Annotated in this window: 13 protein-coding genes, 1 tRNA gene, 1 pseudogene and 1 riboswitch; of the genes and pseudogenes, 8 read left to right on the top strand and 7 right to left on the bottom strand. The window is 73.1% G+C overall.

All coding sequences use genetic code 11. The features are described 5' to 3' along the window. Positions 1-77: 77 nt before the first annotated feature. The gene (locus ACTWJ9_RS17430; protein WP_443294398.1) at positions 78-1,457 is read right to left on the bottom strand and encodes an NAD(P)/FAD-dependent oxidoreductase; all 1,380 of its coding nucleotides are present in this window, start codon (positions 1,455-1,457) and stop codon (positions 78-80) included. A 376-nt stretch (positions 1,458-1,833) separates the two neighbouring features. Between ACTWJ9_RS17430 and ACTWJ9_RS17425 the strand changes: the two genes are divergently transcribed. Next, a complete protein-coding gene (locus tag ACTWJ9_RS17425; protein ID WP_279335155.1) occupies positions 1,834-2,592 on the top strand; it encodes a TetR/AcrR family transcriptional regulator in 759 nt (252 codons plus the stop codon). Between the two features lie 376 nt (positions 2,593-2,968). On the opposite strand, the gene ACTWJ9_RS17420 is transcribed toward ACTWJ9_RS17425, so the two are convergent. Continuing rightward, the gene (locus tag ACTWJ9_RS17420; RefSeq protein ID WP_388708682.1) at positions 2,969-5,092 is read right to left on the bottom strand and encodes an asparagine synthase-related protein; all 2,124 of its coding nucleotides are present in this window, start codon (positions 5,090-5,092) and stop codon (positions 2,969-2,971) included. Between the two features lie 715 nt (positions 5,093-5,807). Between ACTWJ9_RS17420 and ACTWJ9_RS17415 the strand changes: the two genes are divergently transcribed. The 4 genes from ACTWJ9_RS17415 to ACTWJ9_RS17400 all read left to right on the top strand — a co-directional run bounded on the left by ACTWJ9_RS17415 (position 5,808) and on the right by ACTWJ9_RS17400 (position 10,940). Beyond that, a complete protein-coding gene (locus ACTWJ9_RS17415; RefSeq protein WP_279335153.1) occupies positions 5,808-7,232 on the top strand; it encodes an MFS transporter in 1,425 nt (474 codons plus the stop codon). 88 nt (positions 7,233-7,320) lie between these two features. Then, positions 7,321-8,604: an L-2-hydroxyglutarate oxidase gene (gene lhgO / locus ACTWJ9_RS17410; RefSeq protein ID WP_443294397.1), complete on the top strand. Its 1,284-nt coding sequence runs from the start codon at positions 7,321-7,323 to the stop codon at positions 8,602-8,604. Positions 8,605-8,641: 37 nt separating this feature from the next. Further along, positions 8,642-9,499: a tRNA (guanosine(46)-N7)-methyltransferase TrmB gene (gene trmB / locus ACTWJ9_RS17405; RefSeq protein WP_279335152.1), complete on the top strand. Its 858-nt coding sequence runs from the start codon at positions 8,642-8,644 to the stop codon at positions 9,497-9,499. 52 nt (positions 9,500-9,551) lie between these two features. Then, on the top strand, positions 9,552-10,940 hold the full coding sequence (locus tag ACTWJ9_RS17400; RefSeq protein WP_388708686.1) for a PrsW family intramembrane metalloprotease: 1,389 nt from the start codon (positions 9,552-9,554) through the stop codon (positions 10,938-10,940). 80 nt (positions 10,941-11,020) lie between these two features. Here ACTWJ9_RS17400 and ACTWJ9_RS17395 read toward each other — a convergent pair whose 3' ends face one another. From ACTWJ9_RS17395 to ACTWJ9_RS17385, 3 genes are all read right to left on the bottom strand, one after another. Further along, entirely contained in the window at positions 11,021-12,058 is a 1,038-nt protein-coding gene (locus ACTWJ9_RS17395) for a M23 family metallopeptidase (RefSeq protein WP_279335151.1), read from the bottom strand. An 11-nt stretch (positions 12,059-12,069) separates the two neighbouring features. Beyond that, positions 12,070-12,227, bottom strand: a riboswitch (cyclic di-AMP (ydaO/yuaA leader). 327 nt (positions 12,228-12,554) lie between these two features. Next, positions 12,555-12,628 (bottom strand) — tRNA-Met (locus ACTWJ9_RS17390). Between the two features lie 65 nt (positions 12,629-12,693). After that, complete coding sequence (locus ACTWJ9_RS17385) at positions 12,694-13,827, bottom strand: dihydrofolate reductase family protein (RefSeq protein WP_279335150.1); 1,134 nt, start codon at positions 13,825-13,827, stop codon at positions 12,694-12,696. 286 nt (positions 13,828-14,113) lie between these two features. Here ACTWJ9_RS17385 and ACTWJ9_RS17380 point away from each other — a divergent pair. Then, positions 14,114-14,282 (top strand): annotated as a pseudogene (locus ACTWJ9_RS17380) (cation:proton antiporter); the annotation flags it as partial. Positions 14,283-14,539: 257 nt separating this feature from the next. On the opposite strand, the gene ACTWJ9_RS17375 reads toward ACTWJ9_RS17380, so the two are convergent. Both ACTWJ9_RS17375 and ACTWJ9_RS17370 read right to left on the bottom strand, forming a co-directional pair. Beyond that, the gene (locus ACTWJ9_RS17375; protein WP_279335149.1) at positions 14,540-15,238 is read right to left on the bottom strand and encodes a response regulator transcription factor; all 699 of its coding nucleotides are present in this window, start codon (positions 15,236-15,238) and stop codon (positions 14,540-14,542) included. Between the two features lie 2 nt (positions 15,239-15,240). Then, entirely contained in the window at positions 15,241-16,242 is a 1,002-nt protein-coding gene (locus tag ACTWJ9_RS17370) for a HAMP domain-containing sensor histidine kinase (protein ID WP_279335148.1), read from the bottom strand. 498 nt (positions 16,243-16,740) lie between these two features. Here ACTWJ9_RS17370 and ACTWJ9_RS17365 point away from each other — a divergent pair, with 498 nt between their 5' ends. Both ACTWJ9_RS17365 and ACTWJ9_RS17360 read left to right on the top strand, forming a co-directional pair. Beyond that, on the top strand, positions 16,741-17,031 hold the full coding sequence (locus ACTWJ9_RS17365; RefSeq protein ID WP_279335147.1) for a DUF3040 domain-containing protein: 291 nt from the start codon (positions 16,741-16,743) through the stop codon (positions 17,029-17,031). Between the two features lie 623 nt (positions 17,032-17,654). Continuing rightward, positions 17,655-18,872: a cation:proton antiporter gene (locus ACTWJ9_RS17360; RefSeq protein ID WP_279335146.1), complete on the top strand. Its 1,218-nt coding sequence runs from the start codon at positions 17,655-17,657 to the stop codon at positions 18,870-18,872. The last annotated feature ends 14 nt before the right edge of the window (positions 18,873-18,886 follow it).

Genomic DNA, 18,886 nt, shown 5'->3' with positions numbered 1-18,886 from the left:
TGGACCAGTCTGGCAGGCTGCCGACCGGGCCGACATCCGTCAGACGTCGGGCCGGCCGGTGAAGTTCCTGGGTCCGGTCAGGAGGACCCCTTCGGGTTGTGCGGGGGGTCCTGAGGAGGCTTTCCACCGGCCGCCAGTTCGAACTCGGCCCGCGGGTGTTCGAGTGAACCCAGGGAGACGATCTCCCGTTTGAAGAGCCCGGCGAGGGTCCATTCGGCGGCCACGCGCGCCTTGCGGTTGAAGGTGGGGACGCGGCTCAGGTGGTAGGTGCGGTGCATGAACCAGGCCGGGTAGCCCTTGAGTTTGCGCCCGTAGACGTGGGCGACGCCCTTGTGCAGTCCCAGGGAGGCGACCGATCCGGCGTAGGAGTGGGCGTATTTCTCCAGGGGTTCGCCGCGCAGGGAGTGCGCGACGTTGTCGGCGAGGAGCCTGGCCTGGCGGAGCGCGTGCTGCGCGTTGGGGGCGCACTCCCGGCCGGGCTTCTTCGAGGTGACGTCGGGGACGGCGGCGGCGTCGCCCGCGGCCCACGCGTGCGTGGTGCCCTCCACCGCGAGTTCGGCGGTGCACTTCAGCCGTCCGCGCTCGTCGCGCGCCAGGTCGGTGGCGGCGAGAACGGGGTGCGGTTTGACCCCGGCGGTCCACACGACGGTACGGGTGGGGAAGCGGGCGCCGTCGCTGAGCACGGCGACGCGGTCGGCGCAGGACTCGAGGCGGGTCTCGAGCCGTACGTCGATGTTGCGGCGGCGCAGTTCGCTGACCGTGTACCGGCCCATCGCCTCGCCGACCTCGGGCAGGATGCGGTGCGAGGCCTCGACGAGGATCCACTTCATGTCCTCGGGGCGGAGGTTGTGGTAGTACCGCGTGGCGTAGCGGGCCATGTCCTCCAGTTCGCCGAGTGCCTCGACGCCCGCGTAGCCGCCGCCGACGAAGACGAAGGTGAGGGCCGCGTCGCGGATGTCGAGGTCGCGGGTGGAGGAGGCGATGTCCATCTGCTCGAGGACGTGGTTGCGCAGTCCGATGGCCTCCTCGAGGGTCTTGAAGCCGATGGCGTGGTCGGCGAGACCGGGGATCGGCAGGGTGCGCGAGACGGAGCCGGGCGCGAGGACGAGTTCGTCGTACGCCATCGGCCTGCCGCCGCTGCCCTCCTCCTTGTCGGCGAGCGTGGCGACGGTGGCGGTGCGGGCGGCGTGGTCGAGGGCGGTGGCCTCGCCGATGACGATGTGGCACCGGTCCAGGACACGACGCAGCGGTACGACGACATGCCGAGGAGAAATGGCACCGGCGGCCGCTTCCGGGAGAAAGGGCTGGTACGTCATGTACGGGTCCGGTGTGACCACGGTGATCTCGACGGCGCCCCGGGCGAGTTCCCGTTTCAGCTTCCGCTGCAGGCGCAGGGCCGTGTACATCCCGACGTAACCGCCGCCGACAACGAGAATGCGCGCACGTTCCTTCACCATCCCATGACGCACCCGACGCGCGCGTTTGTCCACAGCCCCGACGAATTGTGTGACCGGAGGCCGTGGGGGGCCGGAGGGGCCCGACGAACCGACCGAACGGCGTGTGCGCAGGTCACCGATGGTTTCCCGGTGTCGTCTCGGGGGCACATTCGGGATCAATGCGCCCCGTACTCCGATCGGGGGGCGCTCCGTGCGGAACCTGCCTCTTCTGAATTGACCCTCACTCAACTATGTTCGTACGTCGACGGGGTGTAGGGGGATGCGCTCTTCGGGTCCGCGACGGGCGGAGCCGGCCACCGGGCATGTTCCTCGAACCCCAGCCATCTATGGCGGGGAGTCTCCGGGGGGAGACGTCATCATTACCGGGGGAAAGCGTATGCATGTTCAGGATTCTCATTGGTCTTCCGCGTCCGCTGTCGCGCCCGGCACCGCGCTGAGCGCACCGTCGGATCGCGGACGCGCGGGCGGGCCGCGCACGGCACCGCTGCGGGTGGACGCCCAGCGCAATCTGGAGCACGTGCTGCGTGCGGCCCGTGAGGTCTTCGGCGAGCTGGGATACGGCGCGCCGATGGAGGACGTGGCACGCCGGGCGCGGGTCGGTGTGGGCACGGTGTACCGGCGCTTCCCGAGCAAGGACGTCCTGGTGCGGCGGATAGCCGAGGAGGAGATCTCCCGGCTGACCGACCAGGCGCGTGCGGCGCTCGGTCAGGAGGACGAGCCGTGGTCGGCGCTCTCCCGCTTCCTGCGCACGTCGGTCGACTCGGGCGCCGGGCGGCTGCTGCCGCCGCAGGTGCTGCGGGTGGGTGTGGCGGACGAGCACGGCGTGACGGACCACGCGCGGGTGCCGCGGCAGCGGGCGCAGTACGCGGCGGGTGAGCTGCGGCTGGTGCCCGGGGAAGCGTCGTCCGGCAGCGCGGAGGACGACGCCGGCGCGGCGCAGCTCCTCGACGTCGTCGGCCGGCTGGTGGAGCGGGCCCGCGAGGCGGGCGCGCTCCGACCGGACGTGTCGGTGTCGGACGTGCTCCTGGTGATCGCCACGGCCGCACCCTCGCTGCCGGACGCGGCACAGCAGGCGGCTGCCTCGGCACGTCTGCTGGACATCCTGCTGGAGGGGCTGCGCTCACGCCCGGCGTGAGACGCGCAAGGCTCCCTGCCCGGGCGGAGGTCGGGGCAGGGTCTGTCCGGCGGGGCGGGTCGTGGGAAACCGGGCGCGCCTCTGCATCGCAGGTGAGCGGGGATGGGGGAGCGCTCCTGCTTGCGGGGCCTGCTCGTGGGGGGGCCTGCTCGTGGAGCCCTGCCCGTAGGGGGTCCGCTCGTGGGTGGAGCCCTGCCTGTGGGGGACTCGCTCGTGGAACCCTGCTCGTAGGGGGCCCGCCCGTGGAACCCCGCCCGTAGGGGACCGCTCGTGGGGGGGGCCTGCCCGTGCAGCCCCGCTCGTAAGGGCCCGCTCATAGGGGGAGCGCTGTCCATGGGGGACCCGCTCGTGGGGGGGTCCGCTTGCGGGGCCCCGTTCACACCCCGCGGGCCAGTGCTCCTCGTTGTGGTGCGATGCCCTCGGGGACCGCGCGCTGCCGGCCGGGCGTGCCCGTCCAACAGGTTCCCCGCCGGGCCAACAGCCGCCGCAGCCACAGTTCCAGGGAGACCAGGTCCGCCAGCCCGTCCAGGGGCAGCGGCTCCCCTTCCGCCGCCGCCCGCAGCGCCTTGCGCACCACCCGGGCCTCGACCAGTCCCGCTTCCGCCAGCAGCGGGGTGTCGAACAGTGCCATCAGCGTGTCCGCGGCCACCCGCAGCCCGGTCCGCGCCGCGGCCGCCGTGGTCGCCTGGGTCGGCGCGCCCCATCCGGCGGGCAACTCCCTTACGCCCGCGCCTTCCAGCACGGTCCGCAGGATCGCGGCGCGCGCCCCCGGCCGCACCCGCAGCGCCTCGGGCAGCGCCCGGCACGCGCGGACGACCTGGTTGTCGAGGAACGGCGTGTGCAGCCGCTGGAAGCGGATCTCGGCGGCCTGCTCCAGCACCCGCAGGTCCGCCGCGTGCCGGGCCAGTGCCGCACGCGCGCGGAAGTCGCCGGGCCGCTGCCCCGGCCCCACCTCGGACCGGCTCGTCGAGGCCTGGAGGCGAACCGATACTTCAGCGAGCGCCTCACCGGTCAGCCAGCGCGCCGCCGGCCCGGGTCTTCCCCAGGTGAGGGCGGCCAGCGAGGCGTCCGCCGCGCCTCCGGGGGCCTCGTCGCCCAACTGGTGGCGCAGCAGCTGTCCCGCGAGGTTCTCCAGCCCCGTGCGGTAGGGCGTACGGGCGAGGCGCCGGGCCGCGGCGTACACCCGGGCGGGCACCATCACGGACCCGTCCGCCTTGGCCAGCGCGGCGACGGGCCGTACGAGATGGCGGCGCTTGCGGTCCACCAGCAGGTCGGCGAGCCGGGCGGGATGCGCGTCGAGCACCTGCCGGGCCCCGTACCCGGTGAAGTGGTCCGCGCTGCCCGCCGCCAGTCGTGCCCGGTGCCGGGCCGCGATCACGAGGGAGGGTCCCGGCTCGTCCGTCAGCGGCCCGTCCAGATCCGCGTACGGCAGGGTGTCCTCGCCGCCCGCGACCACCACGTGGTGCAGCCGGGGGTTGGCGGCCAGCGCCCCGGCCCGCGCCAGTTCGTCCTCCCGCCCGCCGAGCGGACCACCGGCCGGACCGCTCGCGGAACCCCCCGCGAGATCGTTGAAGGTGACGGCGAGCAGTCGTTCCCCCGCGCCCGTGCCGTGCCCCAGCACGGTTCCCGGCATGCCCGGCAGCCCGGCGGCGAGCAGCGCCAGCGTCCCGGACGCGGGCCCGCCCGACAGGTCGGCCCCGATGCCGGGCACCGGCATCCCGCGCGCCGCGCGGCGTTCGGCGGGCCCCATGCCCGGGACCGGGCCGGGGTCGATGTCGGCGCCGGGTACGTGGCGGGGCGCGGCGAGCCGGGTGCGTACCGCCTCGACCAGCGCGTCCCGGACGGCGTCCACCGCGCTGTCGGGGTCGGCGGGAGGCGCGGCGACGGCGAGCGAGGCGACGGGCTCGTACCCGGCGATCTCACGCGCCCCGGCGCGCAGGATCAGCGCATGCCCCGGCGGAACGCGTTTCACGCCGTCGTACGGAGTGGAGTCGTACAGCGCGGCCGGTACGTCGGGGGCGGCGAGGAGCGCGGCGAGGTGACCGAAGTCGAGGTTGGCCTCGACGAGGTCGGCGAGCGGGAGCGCGGCGGTCGCGAACGCCGTGCCGCCCTCCCAGGGGGTGTGGAACACCGGCCGGGCGCCCGCGAGGTCGCCGCAGACGGTGATCCGGCGGCCCACCCGCACGACGGCGGTGTAGCTGCCCGGCCAGGCGGTCAGATGGCGGAGCGCGCCGCCGCGCGCGGCGAACAGGGCGACGCGCAGCTGCTCGTCGGTGGCGCCGCAGGTGCCGAGGACGGCGATCCGGGTCTCGGCGTCGGCGGACACCACCCGCACCTCGTCGGGGCGCCAGTCGCCGACCGCCCACAGCGGATCGGGGTCGCCCCACAGCGGTTGCGAACCCACCGGCTGCACGGTCTCGCCGTCGGACCCGGTGGCGCCGGCGGAGCCGAACGCCGGGGCACCCGCGGCGGTGCTGCTCCATCCCACCAACCACCGCATCGACGCCTCCACAGGCTGTGGACAACCGGTGCGCCGTGCGCACCGGTTGTCCATGCTGCCATGAAGGAGGCGCTCGAGAGGGGTGCCGGTGCCGCATGTGCTCCGTCGAATGCGCCCCGGCGGATACACCCACCCCGCTCCGAACATCCGCCCGACGCAAGGAGATCACCCGACTGCGGCCGCGTACCCACCCCCGTCGGTGCGACGCGAATGCGCCCCCCAGCGCGCCCCAAAAACCTCCAACGCGCCCTCAACTGCCAGGATAGACACGGTGACAGCCCTCGAACGAGGGGGTCGATTTTCGGCCAATTCGGAGATGCGAGGACAACCTCGAACACGCTCCGTACAGGCTCTGCGCACCGTTGGGCGGGCGCACGGTCCGGGAGGCGGAGCACGCCTCCCGGACCGTCTCCGCCGCCCGCGGGGATGAAGGCGGCGGTGTCCCCCAGCCCGCTGGATCCAGTACAGCGGGCCGACCCACGCCCGACCATGGAACCGTTCCCGCCATGGCCACAGGAGAGCGCACACACGGGCGCACGGCCACACGCCGGGAGCATGCCGCAACCGCGCGTATCGGACCCGCACTTCAGTACGGACCACAATCCCGCCATCCGGAAGAATGCCCCTTAACGCTTGGGATGCGGCGAACTACGCTGGGTTTACGAATGCCGCCGGGTTATGCCAGAGCGGCAGCGTCTGTGTCGAGGGGTGGCGCATGTCCAGGGAGCAACGCGGGCCGAACGAAAAACTCGGCACCGTTCTCGCCCTCGCGGGAATCTCCAACGCGGGCCTCGCGCGGCGCGTCAACGACCTTGGCGCCCAACGCGGATTGACCTTGCGCTACGACAAGACGTCGGTGGCGCGCTGGGTGTCGAAGGGGATGGTGCCACAGGGCACGGCGCCGCACCTGATCGCCGCCGCCATCGGCCAGAAACTCGGCCGTCCGGTGCCGCTCCACGAGATCGGCCTGGCGGACGCGGATCCCGCGCCCGAAGTGGGGCTCGCCTTCCCCCGGGACGTCGGGCAGGCGGTGAAGTCCGCCACCGAGCTGTACCGGCTGGACCTGGCCGGCCGCAGAGCGGGGTCCGGCGGCATCTGGCAGTCGCTCGCCGGATCGTTCGCGGTGAGCGCGTACGCCACGCCCGCCTCACGCTGGCTGATAACCCCGGCCGACAGTTCGGTCGCGCGCGAGGTGAGCCCCGCCGAGGGCTCGGCCGCACCGGCCAGAGTCGGCCACAGCGACGTGCGCAAACTGCGCGAGGCGGCCGAGGACGCGCGGCGCTGGGACTCCAAGTACGGCGGCGGCGACTGGCGTTCCTCGATGGTCCCCGAGTGCCTGCGGGTGGAGGCGGCGCCGCTGCTGCTGGGCTCCTACGCCGACGACGTCGGCCGCGCCCTGTTCGGCGCGTCCGCCGAACTCACCCGGCTCGCCGGCTGGATGGCCTTCGACACCGGCCAGCAGGAGGCCGCCCAGCGCTACTACATCCAGGCCCTGCGGCTGGCCCGGGCGGCGGCCGACGTCCCCCTGGGGGGATACGTCCTGGCCTCCATGTCCCTGCAGGCCACCTACCGCGGCTTCGGCGACGAGGGCGTCGATCTCGCCCAGGCCGCGCTGGAGCGCAACCGCGGCCTGGCCACGGCCCGCACCATGAGCTTCTTCCGGCTCGTGGAGGCCCGCGCGCACGCACGCGCGGGTGACGCCCCGGCGGCCGGCGCGGCCCTGAAGTCCGCCGAGGGCTGGCTGGAACGTTCCCGCCCCGGCGACAGCGACCCGGGCTGGCTCGGCTTCTACTCCTACGACCGGTTCGCCGCCGACGCCGCGGAGTGCTACCGCGACCTGAAGGCACCCCGCCAGGTCCGCCGCTTCACCGAGCAGGCACTGTCGCGTCCGACGGAGGAGTTCGTGCGCTCGCACGGCCTGCGGCTCGTCGTCTCGGCGGTCGCCGAACTGGAGTCGGGCAACCTGGACGCCGCCTGTGAGCAGGGTGTGCGCGCGGTGGAGGTGGCCGGCCGCATCTCGTCCGCCCGCACCACCGAGTACGTCAAGGACCTCCTGCACCGCCTGGAGCCCTACGGCGACGAACCCCGCGTGGTCGAGCTGCGCGAGCGGGCCCGGCCGCTGCTGATGACACCCGCCTGAGCACCCCGCCCGCCGGGGCCGCCGGACCCGCCTCGACGGGCCCGGCGGCCCCGGCGCCTTGGGGTTCACGGGCGTTGTCAGTGGCGTGGTGCACTATCGGGAGCGGGAGGTGGTGCGAGTGGTGCGCGCGGTGCGGCGGTCGTACGACTGCGAGGTGCTGGTGATCGGCGGCGGCATCGTCGGCCTGTCGACGGCGTACGCGATCACCCGCGCGGCGCCGGGCACGCGGGTCACGGTGCTGGAGAAGGAGCCCGGCCCCGCCCGGCACCAGACGGGCCGCAACAGCGGCGTCATCCACAGCGGCATCTACTACCGCCCCGGCTCCCTCAAGGCGCGGTACGCGGTGCGGGGCGCGGCGGAGATGGTCAAGTTCTGCGCGGAGTACGGCGTCCCGCACGCCGTGACGGGCAAGCTGATCGTCGCCACCGACCGGGACGAACTGCCCCGTCTGCACGCCCTGGCCCAGCGCGGCCGGGAGAACGGGCTGACGGTCCGCGAACTGGGCGCGGCGCAGATCGCCGAGTACGAGCCGGAGGTCGAGGGCCTGGCCGCCCTCCACGTCGGCGCCACCGGCGTCTGCGACTTCGCGGCGGTGGCCCGCCGCCTGGCGGAGGCGTCCGGCGCGGAGATCCGCTACGGCGCGCGGGTCGTCCGCGTCGACCGCCGCCCGGAGCGGGGCGTCGCGGTCCTGACCGCCGCCGGGGACGTCGTACGCGGCCGGGTCCTGGTGAACTGCGCCGGGCTGTACTGCGACGAGATCGCCCGCCTCACCGGTGACGATCCCGGCATGCGCATCGTGCCGTTCCGCGGCGAGTACTACGGGCTGACCCGGCCGGAGCTGGTCCGCGGCCTGGTCTACCCGGTGCCCGACCCGGCCTTCCCGTTCCTCGGCGTCCACCTCACGCGCGGCGTCCACGGCGGCGTCCACGTCGGCCCGAACGCCGTACCGGCGCCGGCCCGCGAGGGCTATGACCGGCGCACGGTCCGCCCGCGCGAGCTGGCCGCCACCCTGGCCTGGCCGGGCTCCCGGCACCTGGCCCGCCGCCACTGGCGGCACGGCGCGGGTGAGCTGCACCGCTCCCTGTCCCGGCGGGCCTTCACCGCGGCGGTCCGCCGGCTCCTGCCCGCGGTCCGGGAGGCCGACCTGGTCCCCGCCCCGGCCGGCGTGCGGGCGCAGGCCGTCCTGCGGGACGGCACCCTGGCCGACGACTTCCTGATCCGGGAGGCCCCCCGCGCGATCCACGTGCTCAACGCCCCCTCCCCCGCCGCGACGGCGTCCCTGCCCATCGGCCGGGAGATCGCCCGCCGGGCGCTGGCCACCCTGGCCGACCCGGTGCGGCAGGGCCCCGACGCGTCCGCGGAGTCACCCTGAGGGCCGCCGTGCGGACCGCCGTAAAATCGAGAGCACTGTGTCTGACTCCTTGAACACCCCCGCAGCCCCGCACACCGAGCACGCGCCCGGTGTGTCGATCCGCCGTACCCGGGACAAGGGGGAGCCCCGCTTCCCCGACGGGCCGAAGGCCGATCCCGCCGGGTCGCACTTCGAGCGGCGGATCCGGAGCTTCCAGCCGCGCCGGAGCCGGGTCACCGCCGGGCAGGCGGACGCGCTGCAGCGGCTGTGGCACCGGTGGGGCTTCGACGTCGACGGCCACCGGCTCGACCTCGCCGACTTCTTCGGCAACGACCGCCCCGTCGTCCTCGAGATCGGCTTCGGCATGGGTGAGGCCACGGTGCGCATGGCCGCCGCCGACCCCGGCACCAACATCCTCGCCGTGGACGTCCACACCCCCGGTCAGGGCCATCTGCTCAACCTCGCCGAGCAGCACGGCCTGGACAACGTGCGCGTCGGCAACGGAGACGCGATCATCCTGCTCCGCGAGATGCTCACCCCCGACTCCCTGAGCGGGCTGCGCGTCTTCTTCCCCGACCCCTGGCCCAAGAAGCGGCACCACAAGCGCCGGCTGATCCAGCCCGACTTCCTCACCCTCGCCGCGACCCGGCTGGCACCGGGCGCGGTCGTGCACTGCGCCACCGACTGGGAGCCGTACGCCCAGCAGATGCTCGAGGTGCTGACCGCGCATCCCGCCTTCGAGAACACCGCGGCGGACGGCGGTTTCGCGCCGCGCCCGGAGTTCCGCCCGCTGACCCGTTTCGAGGGGCAGGGGCTGGAGAAGGGCCATGTGGTGAACGACCTGCTCTTCCGTCGTGTACCGCACGACGACCGGCCCGGTGACCGACCCACCGGGCAACCCCCCACCGGCCCCTGAGCCCATCCGGCGTACCTGCGGGCAGCGCCCTTCCCTCGTTAGGGTCAATGCCGTGGACACCAGCCGTCCGTACCCGACGCGACCCAGCGCGGGGGCACACCCCGCCGGCCCGCCCGGGCGGGCCCCGGGGCACGTGCACTGGTGGCAGCGGCCCTGGGTGCGCTATGGGGCGCTGACCGCCCTCCTCGCACTCTCCGGCCTGGTCATCCTGGGTCTGGTCCGCGAGCAGACCGGCACGGAGGGCTTCCTGGTCGGCCTCGGCCTCGCCGTCCTCCCGGTGCCGCTGCTCATCGCCGCCTTCCGCTGGCTGGACCGGGTCGCACCGGGCCCCTGGCGCAACCTCGTCTTCTCCTTCGCGTGGGGCGCCTGCGCCGCCGCGCTGATGGCGATCGTCGCCAACAGCTTCGCCACCCAGTGGATAGCGACGGAGACCGCGGACCCGTCCCGCGCCGACACCCTCGGCGCGACCGTCATAGCCCCCGTCGTGGAGGAGTCGGCGAAGGCCGCCGCCGTCCTGCTGGTCTTCCTCTTCCGCAGACGCGACTTCACCGGAATCCTCGACGGCGTGGTGATAGCCGGGGTCACCGCCACCGGCTTCGCCTTCACCGAGAACATCCTCTACCTGGGCAACGCCTTCGGCACCGACCAGCTCACCGGCGGCAGCGGTGTCTCCTCCGTCACCGCGGCGACCTTCTTCGTCCGTGTCGTCATGTCGCCGTTCGCGCACCCGCTCTTCACCGTGCTCACCGGCATCGGCTTCGGCGTCGCCGCGCTCGCCACCGAACGCCGGCGCCTGTGGCGCGTCCTGCCGCCGCTGGGCGGTCTGCTGCTCGCGATGGGCATGCACGCGCTGTGGAACGGCTCCTCGGTCCTCGGCGAGTACGGCTTCTTCGCCGTGTACGGGGCGTTCATGGTGCCGTCGTTCGGCCTGCTGACCTGGCTGGTGGTGTGGACGCGGCAGCGCGAGCTGCGGACCGTACGCACGGAACTGCCCGTGTACGTCGCCGCCGGCTGGCTGAGCCCGGCCCAGCCGTTCGCGCTCGGCTCGATGCGGGCCCGGCGCATCGCCCGGCGGTACGCGCGCCGGCACGGGGGCCGGGCGGCGGCCCGGACGGTGGCCCGGTACGAGGCGTACGCGACGTCCCTGGCGTTCCTGCGGCACCGGGCACGCCGCGGCCGCGTGGGCACGGACTTCGCCGCGCGGGAGGGGGAGCTGCTGCGGGAACTGTGGCGCCGCCGCGACGCGGCCCGCCCGGCCCTGGAGCACGCGGCCCGCGCCACCGCGCCGCCTGTACCGCCCTGGCCGGCGTACGGCGTGTACGGCGTGCACGGCATGCACGGCGCGACGGGCCTCGCGTATGCCCCGCACCCCGCGTACCCCGGGCACCTCGGGCATTCCGCGTACCGGCCGAACCCGTACGCGTACCCGTACCGCCCCTGAGACGTACCGCCCCTGAAACGCCTGACCGGCAGTCCTGACGTCGGGGGGTCGTCGTCAGGACTGCCGGGGCTGTGGTCGTCTCAGACCGTGAGGCCCTTCGACTGGAGCCAGGCCATCGGGTCGATGCCCGCGCCGGAGCCGGTGTGGACCTCCAGGTGGAGGTGGGCGCCGGTGGAGTTGCCGGTGGAGCCGACGCGGCCGATCACGTCGCCGGTGTTGACCTGCTGGCCGACGCTGACGCTGATGGAGGACTGGTGGGCGTACCAGATCTCGGTGCCGTCGTCGAGCGTCAGCACGGTCTTGTAGCCGTAGGAGCCGTCCCAGCCGGCGGAGGTGATCGTGCCGGTGTGGACCGCCTTGATCAGCGTGCCCGTGGGAGCGGCGAAGTCCAGGCCGGTGTGCTGGCCGGAGGCCCAGTAGGCGCCGGCCTGACCGAAGGTCGAGGAGACGGTGTACGAGGAGGTGGGCAGCGCGTACTGCCGGGCCAGCTCGGCGAGGCGCTCGGCCTCGGCCTTCTGCTTGGCCTCCTCCTCCGCCTTCCGCTTCTCCTCGGCGGCCTTCTCCTCCGCCGCCTTCTTCGCGGCGGCGGCCTTCTCCTTGGCCTCCTTCTCCGCGGCGGCGACGGCCTCGGCGGCGGCCTTGTCCTCGGCCTGGCTCTGCTGCTGCTCGACCTGGGCCATGATCCGGGCGTGCAGCGCCTCGCCGGCGTCGGAGCCGGAGCCGCCCTGCTCGGTGACCTCGTCGGCGACCGCAGCGATGTCGCTGAGCGCGGTGGCGGAACCCGCGGGGGTTTCCTCTTCGGAGATGAGGGAACCGACAGAGGGAAGGTCCGGCATCGAGATCGAGACCGGCGGCTTGCCGGTCTGGGCGCTGGCCATGCCGCCACCGGCGACGGCCGCTATGACACCGACACCCAGAACCGTGGAGCTGCGGGCGAGGCCTCCGCCGCGCTGCTTGCCGACGCGGTGCCGACCGCGCACGGGGCGGACGGACTCCTCGGTGGGATTCCACTCCTCGAAGGGACCCTCGTCGGGGCGGGCACCGCCGTAGACGAAGGGATCGCCGTCGTACTGGCTCGGGATGAAGGGGGCCTCGGGAGCAGGCCGGTTCGACGCCACCTGGGCGTACTCCTTTCCTTCCTTCTCGCCTACCGGGTTAGCTGACGGGTTCGGAGCAGGAAGGTCTCCTACGCGCGTATACCCTCCGTGTCTCCACGGGGGTACCGACGCGATTCACCCCAAGATGTTGGTTCCCCGGTTCCCTTGCGGGATTCGGCGCATGCGCACGGAGCCGACTCGTGTGACGGCTGGGACGACCGCGCTGCGTTATCGAACGTTAATAGAGGTAGGGGTCGGATTCCAAGCCGTTCCTCTTGATCGTTAACGATTTCCACACGGACTTAAGCGCTACCGCCGGGCAAAAGCGGGCGAGTTGACTCTGCCTCACGCGTCACATTGGACTTGACGGTTTATCAGTTGTTATGCGCAGCGCGGTGGCCCGATCACCTGGCGTGACAACGGTGCGGAAGCCGGGACGAGGAGCCGGAGCGGCGAGGCGGAAGCCGAGAACGGCCGAGGGCCGGAACCCTTTCGGATTCCGGCCCTCGGCCTTCAGTAGCGGGGACAGGATTTGAACCTGCGACCTCTGGGTTATGAGCCCAGCGAGCTACCGAGCTGCTCCACCCCGCGTCGTTGTGTCACCAGCATACGGCATGCGGGGGACACTCCGCACACTCCTTGTCGTCGCCGTCGCGTCACCGGCCGATCAGATGGTCGTTCGGTGCCGTGGCGGCCTCCTCGTGCTCGGGCAGTACGACGACCTGGGCGCCCCCGGCGGCCAGCACTCCGCTGCCGTCGGCGTCCGCCACGAAGGTGTCCGGCTCCCGCCAGGCGGTGACCACCCGCCGCACCCCCGCGTCCAGGATCAGCCGCGCACAGGGCGCCGGACGCGAGGCGCGGCGCGCACAGGGTTCCAGGCTGGAGTACACGGTGGCGGTCGTGAGCCGCGGATCCGTGGGGTCGGTCTTGGCGAGGGCGGCCTCCTCGGCGTGCACCAGCGGGTCGCCGCCCTCCCGGGAGTGGCCGCGGGCCAGTTCGGTGCCGTCGGCCGCGACCACCACCGCGCCCACGCTGAAGGCCGTCTCCGACGGCGGGCACTGAGCCGCCAGTTCACAGGCGAGGGCCAGCCAGTGGTGGTCGGCGGCGACGGGGAGCGGGCCGGCGCCGGGGGCGGTGGGCTCGTAGCGCATGAGGACGACGTCGCCGACCTGGCGGGTCTCCAGCAGCCGCAGCCGACCGCCCTGGTAGGCACCGGGGCCGAAGAGGCGGGCGGCGTCCGGGTCGCCGACGAAGAGCGGGGCGAGGACCAACTGGAGCTCGTCGGCGAGGCCCTGGGTGAGGAGCTGGGTGTGGATCAGGCCGCCGCCCTCCACCATGAGCCGCCGGACGCCGTACACGTCGTACAGGTGCGTGAGGAGCCGCCGCCAGTCGAGTGCGGCGCCGAGCGGTACGACGTCGGTGGCGAGGCCGTGCGCGCGGGCGCGTTCGGCACCCTCGTCGGTCGTGTAGAGGACCTTCTCGCCGCCGGTGTGCCAGAACCGCGCCGCCGGGTCCAGGTCGCCGGAGCCGCTGACGCTGACCTTCAGCGGGTACGCGGACCGGCCCTCGGCGACCCGGGCGGCCCGCCGCTCGGGCGAGTTGACCAGCAGGCGGGGGTTGTCGGCGCGGATCGTGCCGGCGCCGATCAGGATCGCGTCGACCGACGCCCGTACCTCGTCGACCCGGTCGAAGTCGGCCGGGCCGGACAGCAGCAGCCGCTCGGGGCCGGTGTCGTCGAGGTAGCCGTCCAGGGAGACGGCGGCGGACAGCAGGACGTACGGGTGGGGCATCGACGCGCTCCTGGAAGGACAGGGGATTCGGAAACTGCGGGAACTGCGGATCGCTGAACTGATTCAAGTCTGACAACCGGATCGTGGGACCGGGCGGACCCCTATGAGGGTCGTCCCCCCCTCTTGTGTGGGTGGTACCACGGACGGTCGTCGCGCGGGGGCGGCCGTGAGCGTGGAAGCACCGTGGAAACAACGCGAGAAGATGGGACAGAGGCGACGAAAATTCCGGCCCCCCGCCCCGTGCCGCACCGGCCGCAGCCCCGTCTGGCGAAGAGCCCCCATCGACGCCGACAGCGCGACCGTACTCCTCGCCCGTGGTGAGTTCGCGCTGATCCTGGCCGCCATGGCCACCGGCGCGGGGCTGGACGGCCGGCTCACCGCGTTCATCGCCGGGTACGTGCTCGCCCTCGCCGTCCTCGGCCCGGTGCTCGCCGGACGGGCCGACCTGCTCGCGCGCCCTGCGTGCCGTACAGGCACGGCGCTCCGACCACGGGCCCCCACCCGACGCCCCGGATCATGGGCCCCCACCCGACGCCCCGGGCCACGGGCCCGCGCCCGGCGCTCCGGAGGACGGGCCCGCACCCGACCTGGACACCGGGCGCGACCGGGAGGTGGAGCCCCTGCCGGCCGAGGCCGAGCGGTAGGGCCGGTCCGGGCGCCCGGGCCGACGCCGGTGGCGGTCCGGGCACCCGGGTGTCGACGCCGGTGGCGGTCAGGGCTCGATCAGACCGACCCGGATGGCGTACCGGGTGAGTTCCAGCCGGTCCTTCAGGTCGAGTTTGGCCAGCAGATTGGCGCGGTGGCGCTCCACGGTCTTGGGACTGATGACGAGGAGGTCGGCGATCTGCTGCGAGGTGTGCCCCTCGGCGACCAGTTTGAGGATCTCCTCCTCCCGGTCCGTGATGGCCTTGGCGGGCAGGCTCCGGCCGTCCCGGGCGAGTTCGAGGTAGTTGCGGATGAGGGCGTTGACGGCGCCCGGGTAGAGGAACGGCTCGCCCCGCATGGTGGCCCGGCAGGCCTCCACCAGGTCTCGGTCGGCGACGGACTTGAGGACGTATCCGGAGGCGCCGGCACCGAGCGCCTCGAAGAAGAACTGCTCGTTGTCGTACATGGTCAGGATGAGGATCCGCGTCTGCGGGAGGGTGCGGGAGAGCTCACGGGCCGCCTGGAGGCCGGTCAGACGGGGCATGGCGATGTCGAGGATGGCCAGGTCGGGTTCGTGGGCGCGGGCCTGCTCGATGGCTTCGGCCCCGTTGTCTGCCTCGGCGACGACCGTCAGGTCCGGTTCGCCGTCGAGGATGAGGCGTACGCCCCGGCGGACCAGCGCGTGGTCGTCGGCGAGGAGGATGCGGGTGGGCGGCGGGCCCTCGGCGGGGCCGGTGGGGGTGCGGGCGGGGGCCGGGTCGGTCATGTTCAGCGTTTCCGGTCGGGAGCGGCGGTCACGGTCGGCACGGCCCGCACGGGTGCGGGACCCCGTACGGGTACGGGTACGGCGAGGCGCACCCGGGTCCCGCCGCCGGGAGCGGGACCCACATCGAGGTCGGCGCCGACGAGCAGGGCCCGTTCACGCATCCCCCGGATACCGGCGCCCTCGGCCGCGGCACCGATGCCGTGGCCGTCGTCCCGGACCTGGAGGTCGACTCCGGCGGGGGTGCGGCGCAGGGAGACCTCCGCGCGACGTGCCTGCGCGTGCCGGGCTATGTTGGTGAGCCCTTCCTGGGCCACCCGGTAGAGAACCAGTTCGGCCTCCGGCCCCAGGTCGGGCAGGTCGGGGTCGAGGCGGTGCTGGACCATCAGGCCGGTGGAGGCGCCGAACTCGGTGGTGAGGGCCTTGAGGGCGCTGGCGAGCCCGAGTTCGTCCAGGACACCGGGGCGCAGCCGGCGGGCGATGCGCCGGATCTCGTCCAGGCTGCTCCGGGTGGTCTCCTGCACCAGGCTCAGCTCCTCGCGCAGCTCCACCGGGGCGTGGTCGGCGACCCGCTTGAGCTGGAGCAGGACGGCGGTGAGGCTCTGGCCTACCTCGTCGTGCAGTTCCTGGGCGATGCGGCGGCGTTCGTCCTCCTGCGCGGAGAGGGCACGGGCGCTGCTCGTGGCGCGTTCGTCCTCCAGCCGGTCGAGCATCGTGTTGTACGTGCTGATCAGCTCGGCGATCTCCCCGCGCCCGGCGACCTCGGGGCGCTGCCCCGGGCGGAGCAGGTCGGTGGTGGACATGGCGCGGGTGACGCGCTGCAGCGGGGCGAGGCCGACGCGCACCAGCAGCGCGTTGGCGAAGAGCATGGCGGCCAGCCCCACGGTGAGTACGGCGGCCTCGGTGAGCAGGACCGGGGTGGAGACGGTGACCGGTCCGAGCAGCAGGGCGGTGGCCGTGATCAGCACGACGGCGTTCAGCAAGAAGATCCGCCAGAACAGTGGCACTCAGTACCGCCTCCTCACCCCTGCTCGCCGTGCGCCGTCTGCCGTACTGTCTGCCGTAGGCTCCCGGTGCGGCGGGAGCGTTCCGGCGGCCCGTCGGTGCCGGGGGCGCGGACATGTGGGGCGCCACGACCCAGCGTGAACGCTGTTCCGGCTGTGCGCCATCCGTGCCGACCCCCATTTTTTCACGGGTCCGTGGGTGCCCGGGAGTCCCACCTACATCATCGCCCCCCACAAAGATGAGGGTCGGACCCGATGGTCCCGAGGCGCCCGGCGGGCGATCCTTGAAGTGGACGCGGGCCCGACCCCGCCGAACCGCCCGCACCGGGCGGGTGATGACCTCGGCACCCGGGCAAGCTCCCCTGTGTCGGCCCTCGTTCACGGGCCGACGGCTCACTTTCTCGCCCCCGGCGTCGGTGTCATGGAACCGACGCCCGGAGGCGTTTTTCAGGTGGCGGTCGGAGGTCTCCCCGTGCTGCCACCGCTCGGGAAGGAGGAGACGTGCCCCAGTCCGACGACCAGCGCCTCGTCGATCTCGCGGCCCGAATCGAGCAGGACGACCCGCACTTCGCGCGATCCCTGTCCAGCGGCCGGCCTGCCAAGCCGCGCGAGTACCGGTACACGCGCGCTTGGTGGGTACTGGGCATCGGCGTGGTCCTGCTGTTCATCGGTCTGGTCATGCCCCACGGGCTGCTCATCGCGACCGGTCTGGTCCTCAGTGGAATCGGCGTTCAGCTGTTCGACCCCTACCCGCCCCGGAGGGGCAGCCGATACCGGAACTCGGCTCGCTGATACGGCTCGAACCCGTCTTCAGACACGATTCACGGCCGCCGTTTCGTCACGTTGAGCGGCTTTTCTCATAGCGCACCCCGGTTTGGGGTGCGCTAAAATCTTTACCAAGCGCTTACGCTCCGTTGACCGGCGTTCCGCTCCTTCGTCGAGCGTTGACCGTCGAACGTCGAGCGCTGAGCGTCGGCTGCTCGTCATCGCCCGTCGAGCGCCGAGCGCTGACGACCGGTTGGGCCGACGACGAGAAGAGAAGAACGGGGGCGTGACATGGGTCGAGTGATCCCCGTGCGTGTCGACAACGCCGCCCGCGACGCCGTTCCCGATACCGGCGGCACCCTCTTCTGGCCCTAGCGCCCGTCCCACGCCGTCTCCGCTCACCCTGCCCTGGGCCTGCGGCCCCGGCCCCTCACCCCGTAGGGGACGACCCGCCCCGCAGGGGACACACCGGACGCTCCCCCTCCACACAACACCCGACACCCGACACCCGACAGTCGACTCCCGCAGCACCACACCCCGGCACCTGGTTCCCCGGCTCCCGACTCCTGGGGTCCGCCCTCCCGCCCAGCGAGCCCCAGCCCTCAGGCACAGACGCCGCCACCGAACCGATCCACGGAGGTCAGCCGCCCGTGCACAACACCACCGCCTTGCTCGTCGAACTCGGAGCGATCATCCTCGCTCTCGGGCTGCTGGGCCGTCTCGCCGGACGGGTGGGCTTCTCCCCCATACCGCTCTACCTGCTCGCCGGGCTCGCCTTCGGCCATGGCGGGATCCTGCCGCTGCAGGCCAGCGAGGAGTTCGTCGCCACCGGCGCCGAGATCGGTGTCATCCTGCTGCTGCTCATGCTCGGGCTGGAGTACAGCGCGTCGGACCTCGTCACCACCCTCAAGACCCAGTACCCGTCGGGCGCGGTCGACTTCGTCCTCAACGCCGCCCCCGGCGCCGTCGCCGCGCTGATGCTGGGCTGGGGCCCGGTCGCCGCCGTCGCCCTCGCCGGCGTCACCTGGATCTCCTCCTCCGGGGTCATCGCCAAAGTGCTCGGCGACCTCGGGCGGCTGGGCAACCGCGAAACACCGGTCGTGCTCGGCGTACTGGTCCTGGAGGACCTCGCCATGGCCGTCTACCTGCCGATCCTCACCGCCCTGCTGGCCGGGGTGAGCCTCGCGGGCGGCAGCGTCACGCTGCTGATCTCCCTGGGCACCGTCGGCGCCGTCCTCTACATCGCCCTGCGTCACGGACGCGTCGTCAGCCGCGCGGTCTCCTCCGACAACGCCGAGATGCTGCTGCTGGTGGTACTGGGGCTGACCCTGCTGGTCGCGGGCGTCGCCCAGCACCTCCAGGTGTCGGCGGCGGTGGGCGCGTTCCTGGTCGGCATCGCGCTGTCCAAGGAGGTCGCCGAGGGCGCGCACGGTCTGCTGTCCCCGCTGCGGGACCTGTTCGCGGCGGTGTTCTTCGTCTTCTTCGGGCTGCACACCGACCCGGCGGACATCCCGCCGGTGCTGCTCCCGGCGCTCGCGCTGGCCGTCGTCACCATGCTGACGAAGATCGCCACCGGCTGGTTCGCCGCCCGGCGGGCGGGCATCCCGGCCAAGGGCCGCTGGCGGGCCGGGGGCACGTTGGTGGCGCGCGGCGAGTTCTCGATCGTCATCGCCGGTCTCGCCGTCGGCACGGAACCGCGGATCGGCCCGCTGGCCACGGCGTACGTCCTGATCCTGGTCGTCCTCGGCCCCCTCACCGCCCGCTGGACCGAACCGCTGGCCGGCCGCCTCACCCGCCGCAAGCCGGACGAGCGGCAGAGCACCGCCGCGCCGGTCGACCAGACGGAACCGGCCCATGCGAGCGGCTGACCACACACGACGGT

Source organism: Streptomyces sp. GDS52 (assembly GCF_052246875.1).
GTDB classification, from domain to species: domain Bacteria; phylum Actinomycetota; class Actinomycetes; order Streptomycetales; family Streptomycetaceae; genus Streptomyces; species Streptomyces cathayae.
This window is presented reverse-complemented; position numbering and strand designations above follow the sequence as displayed.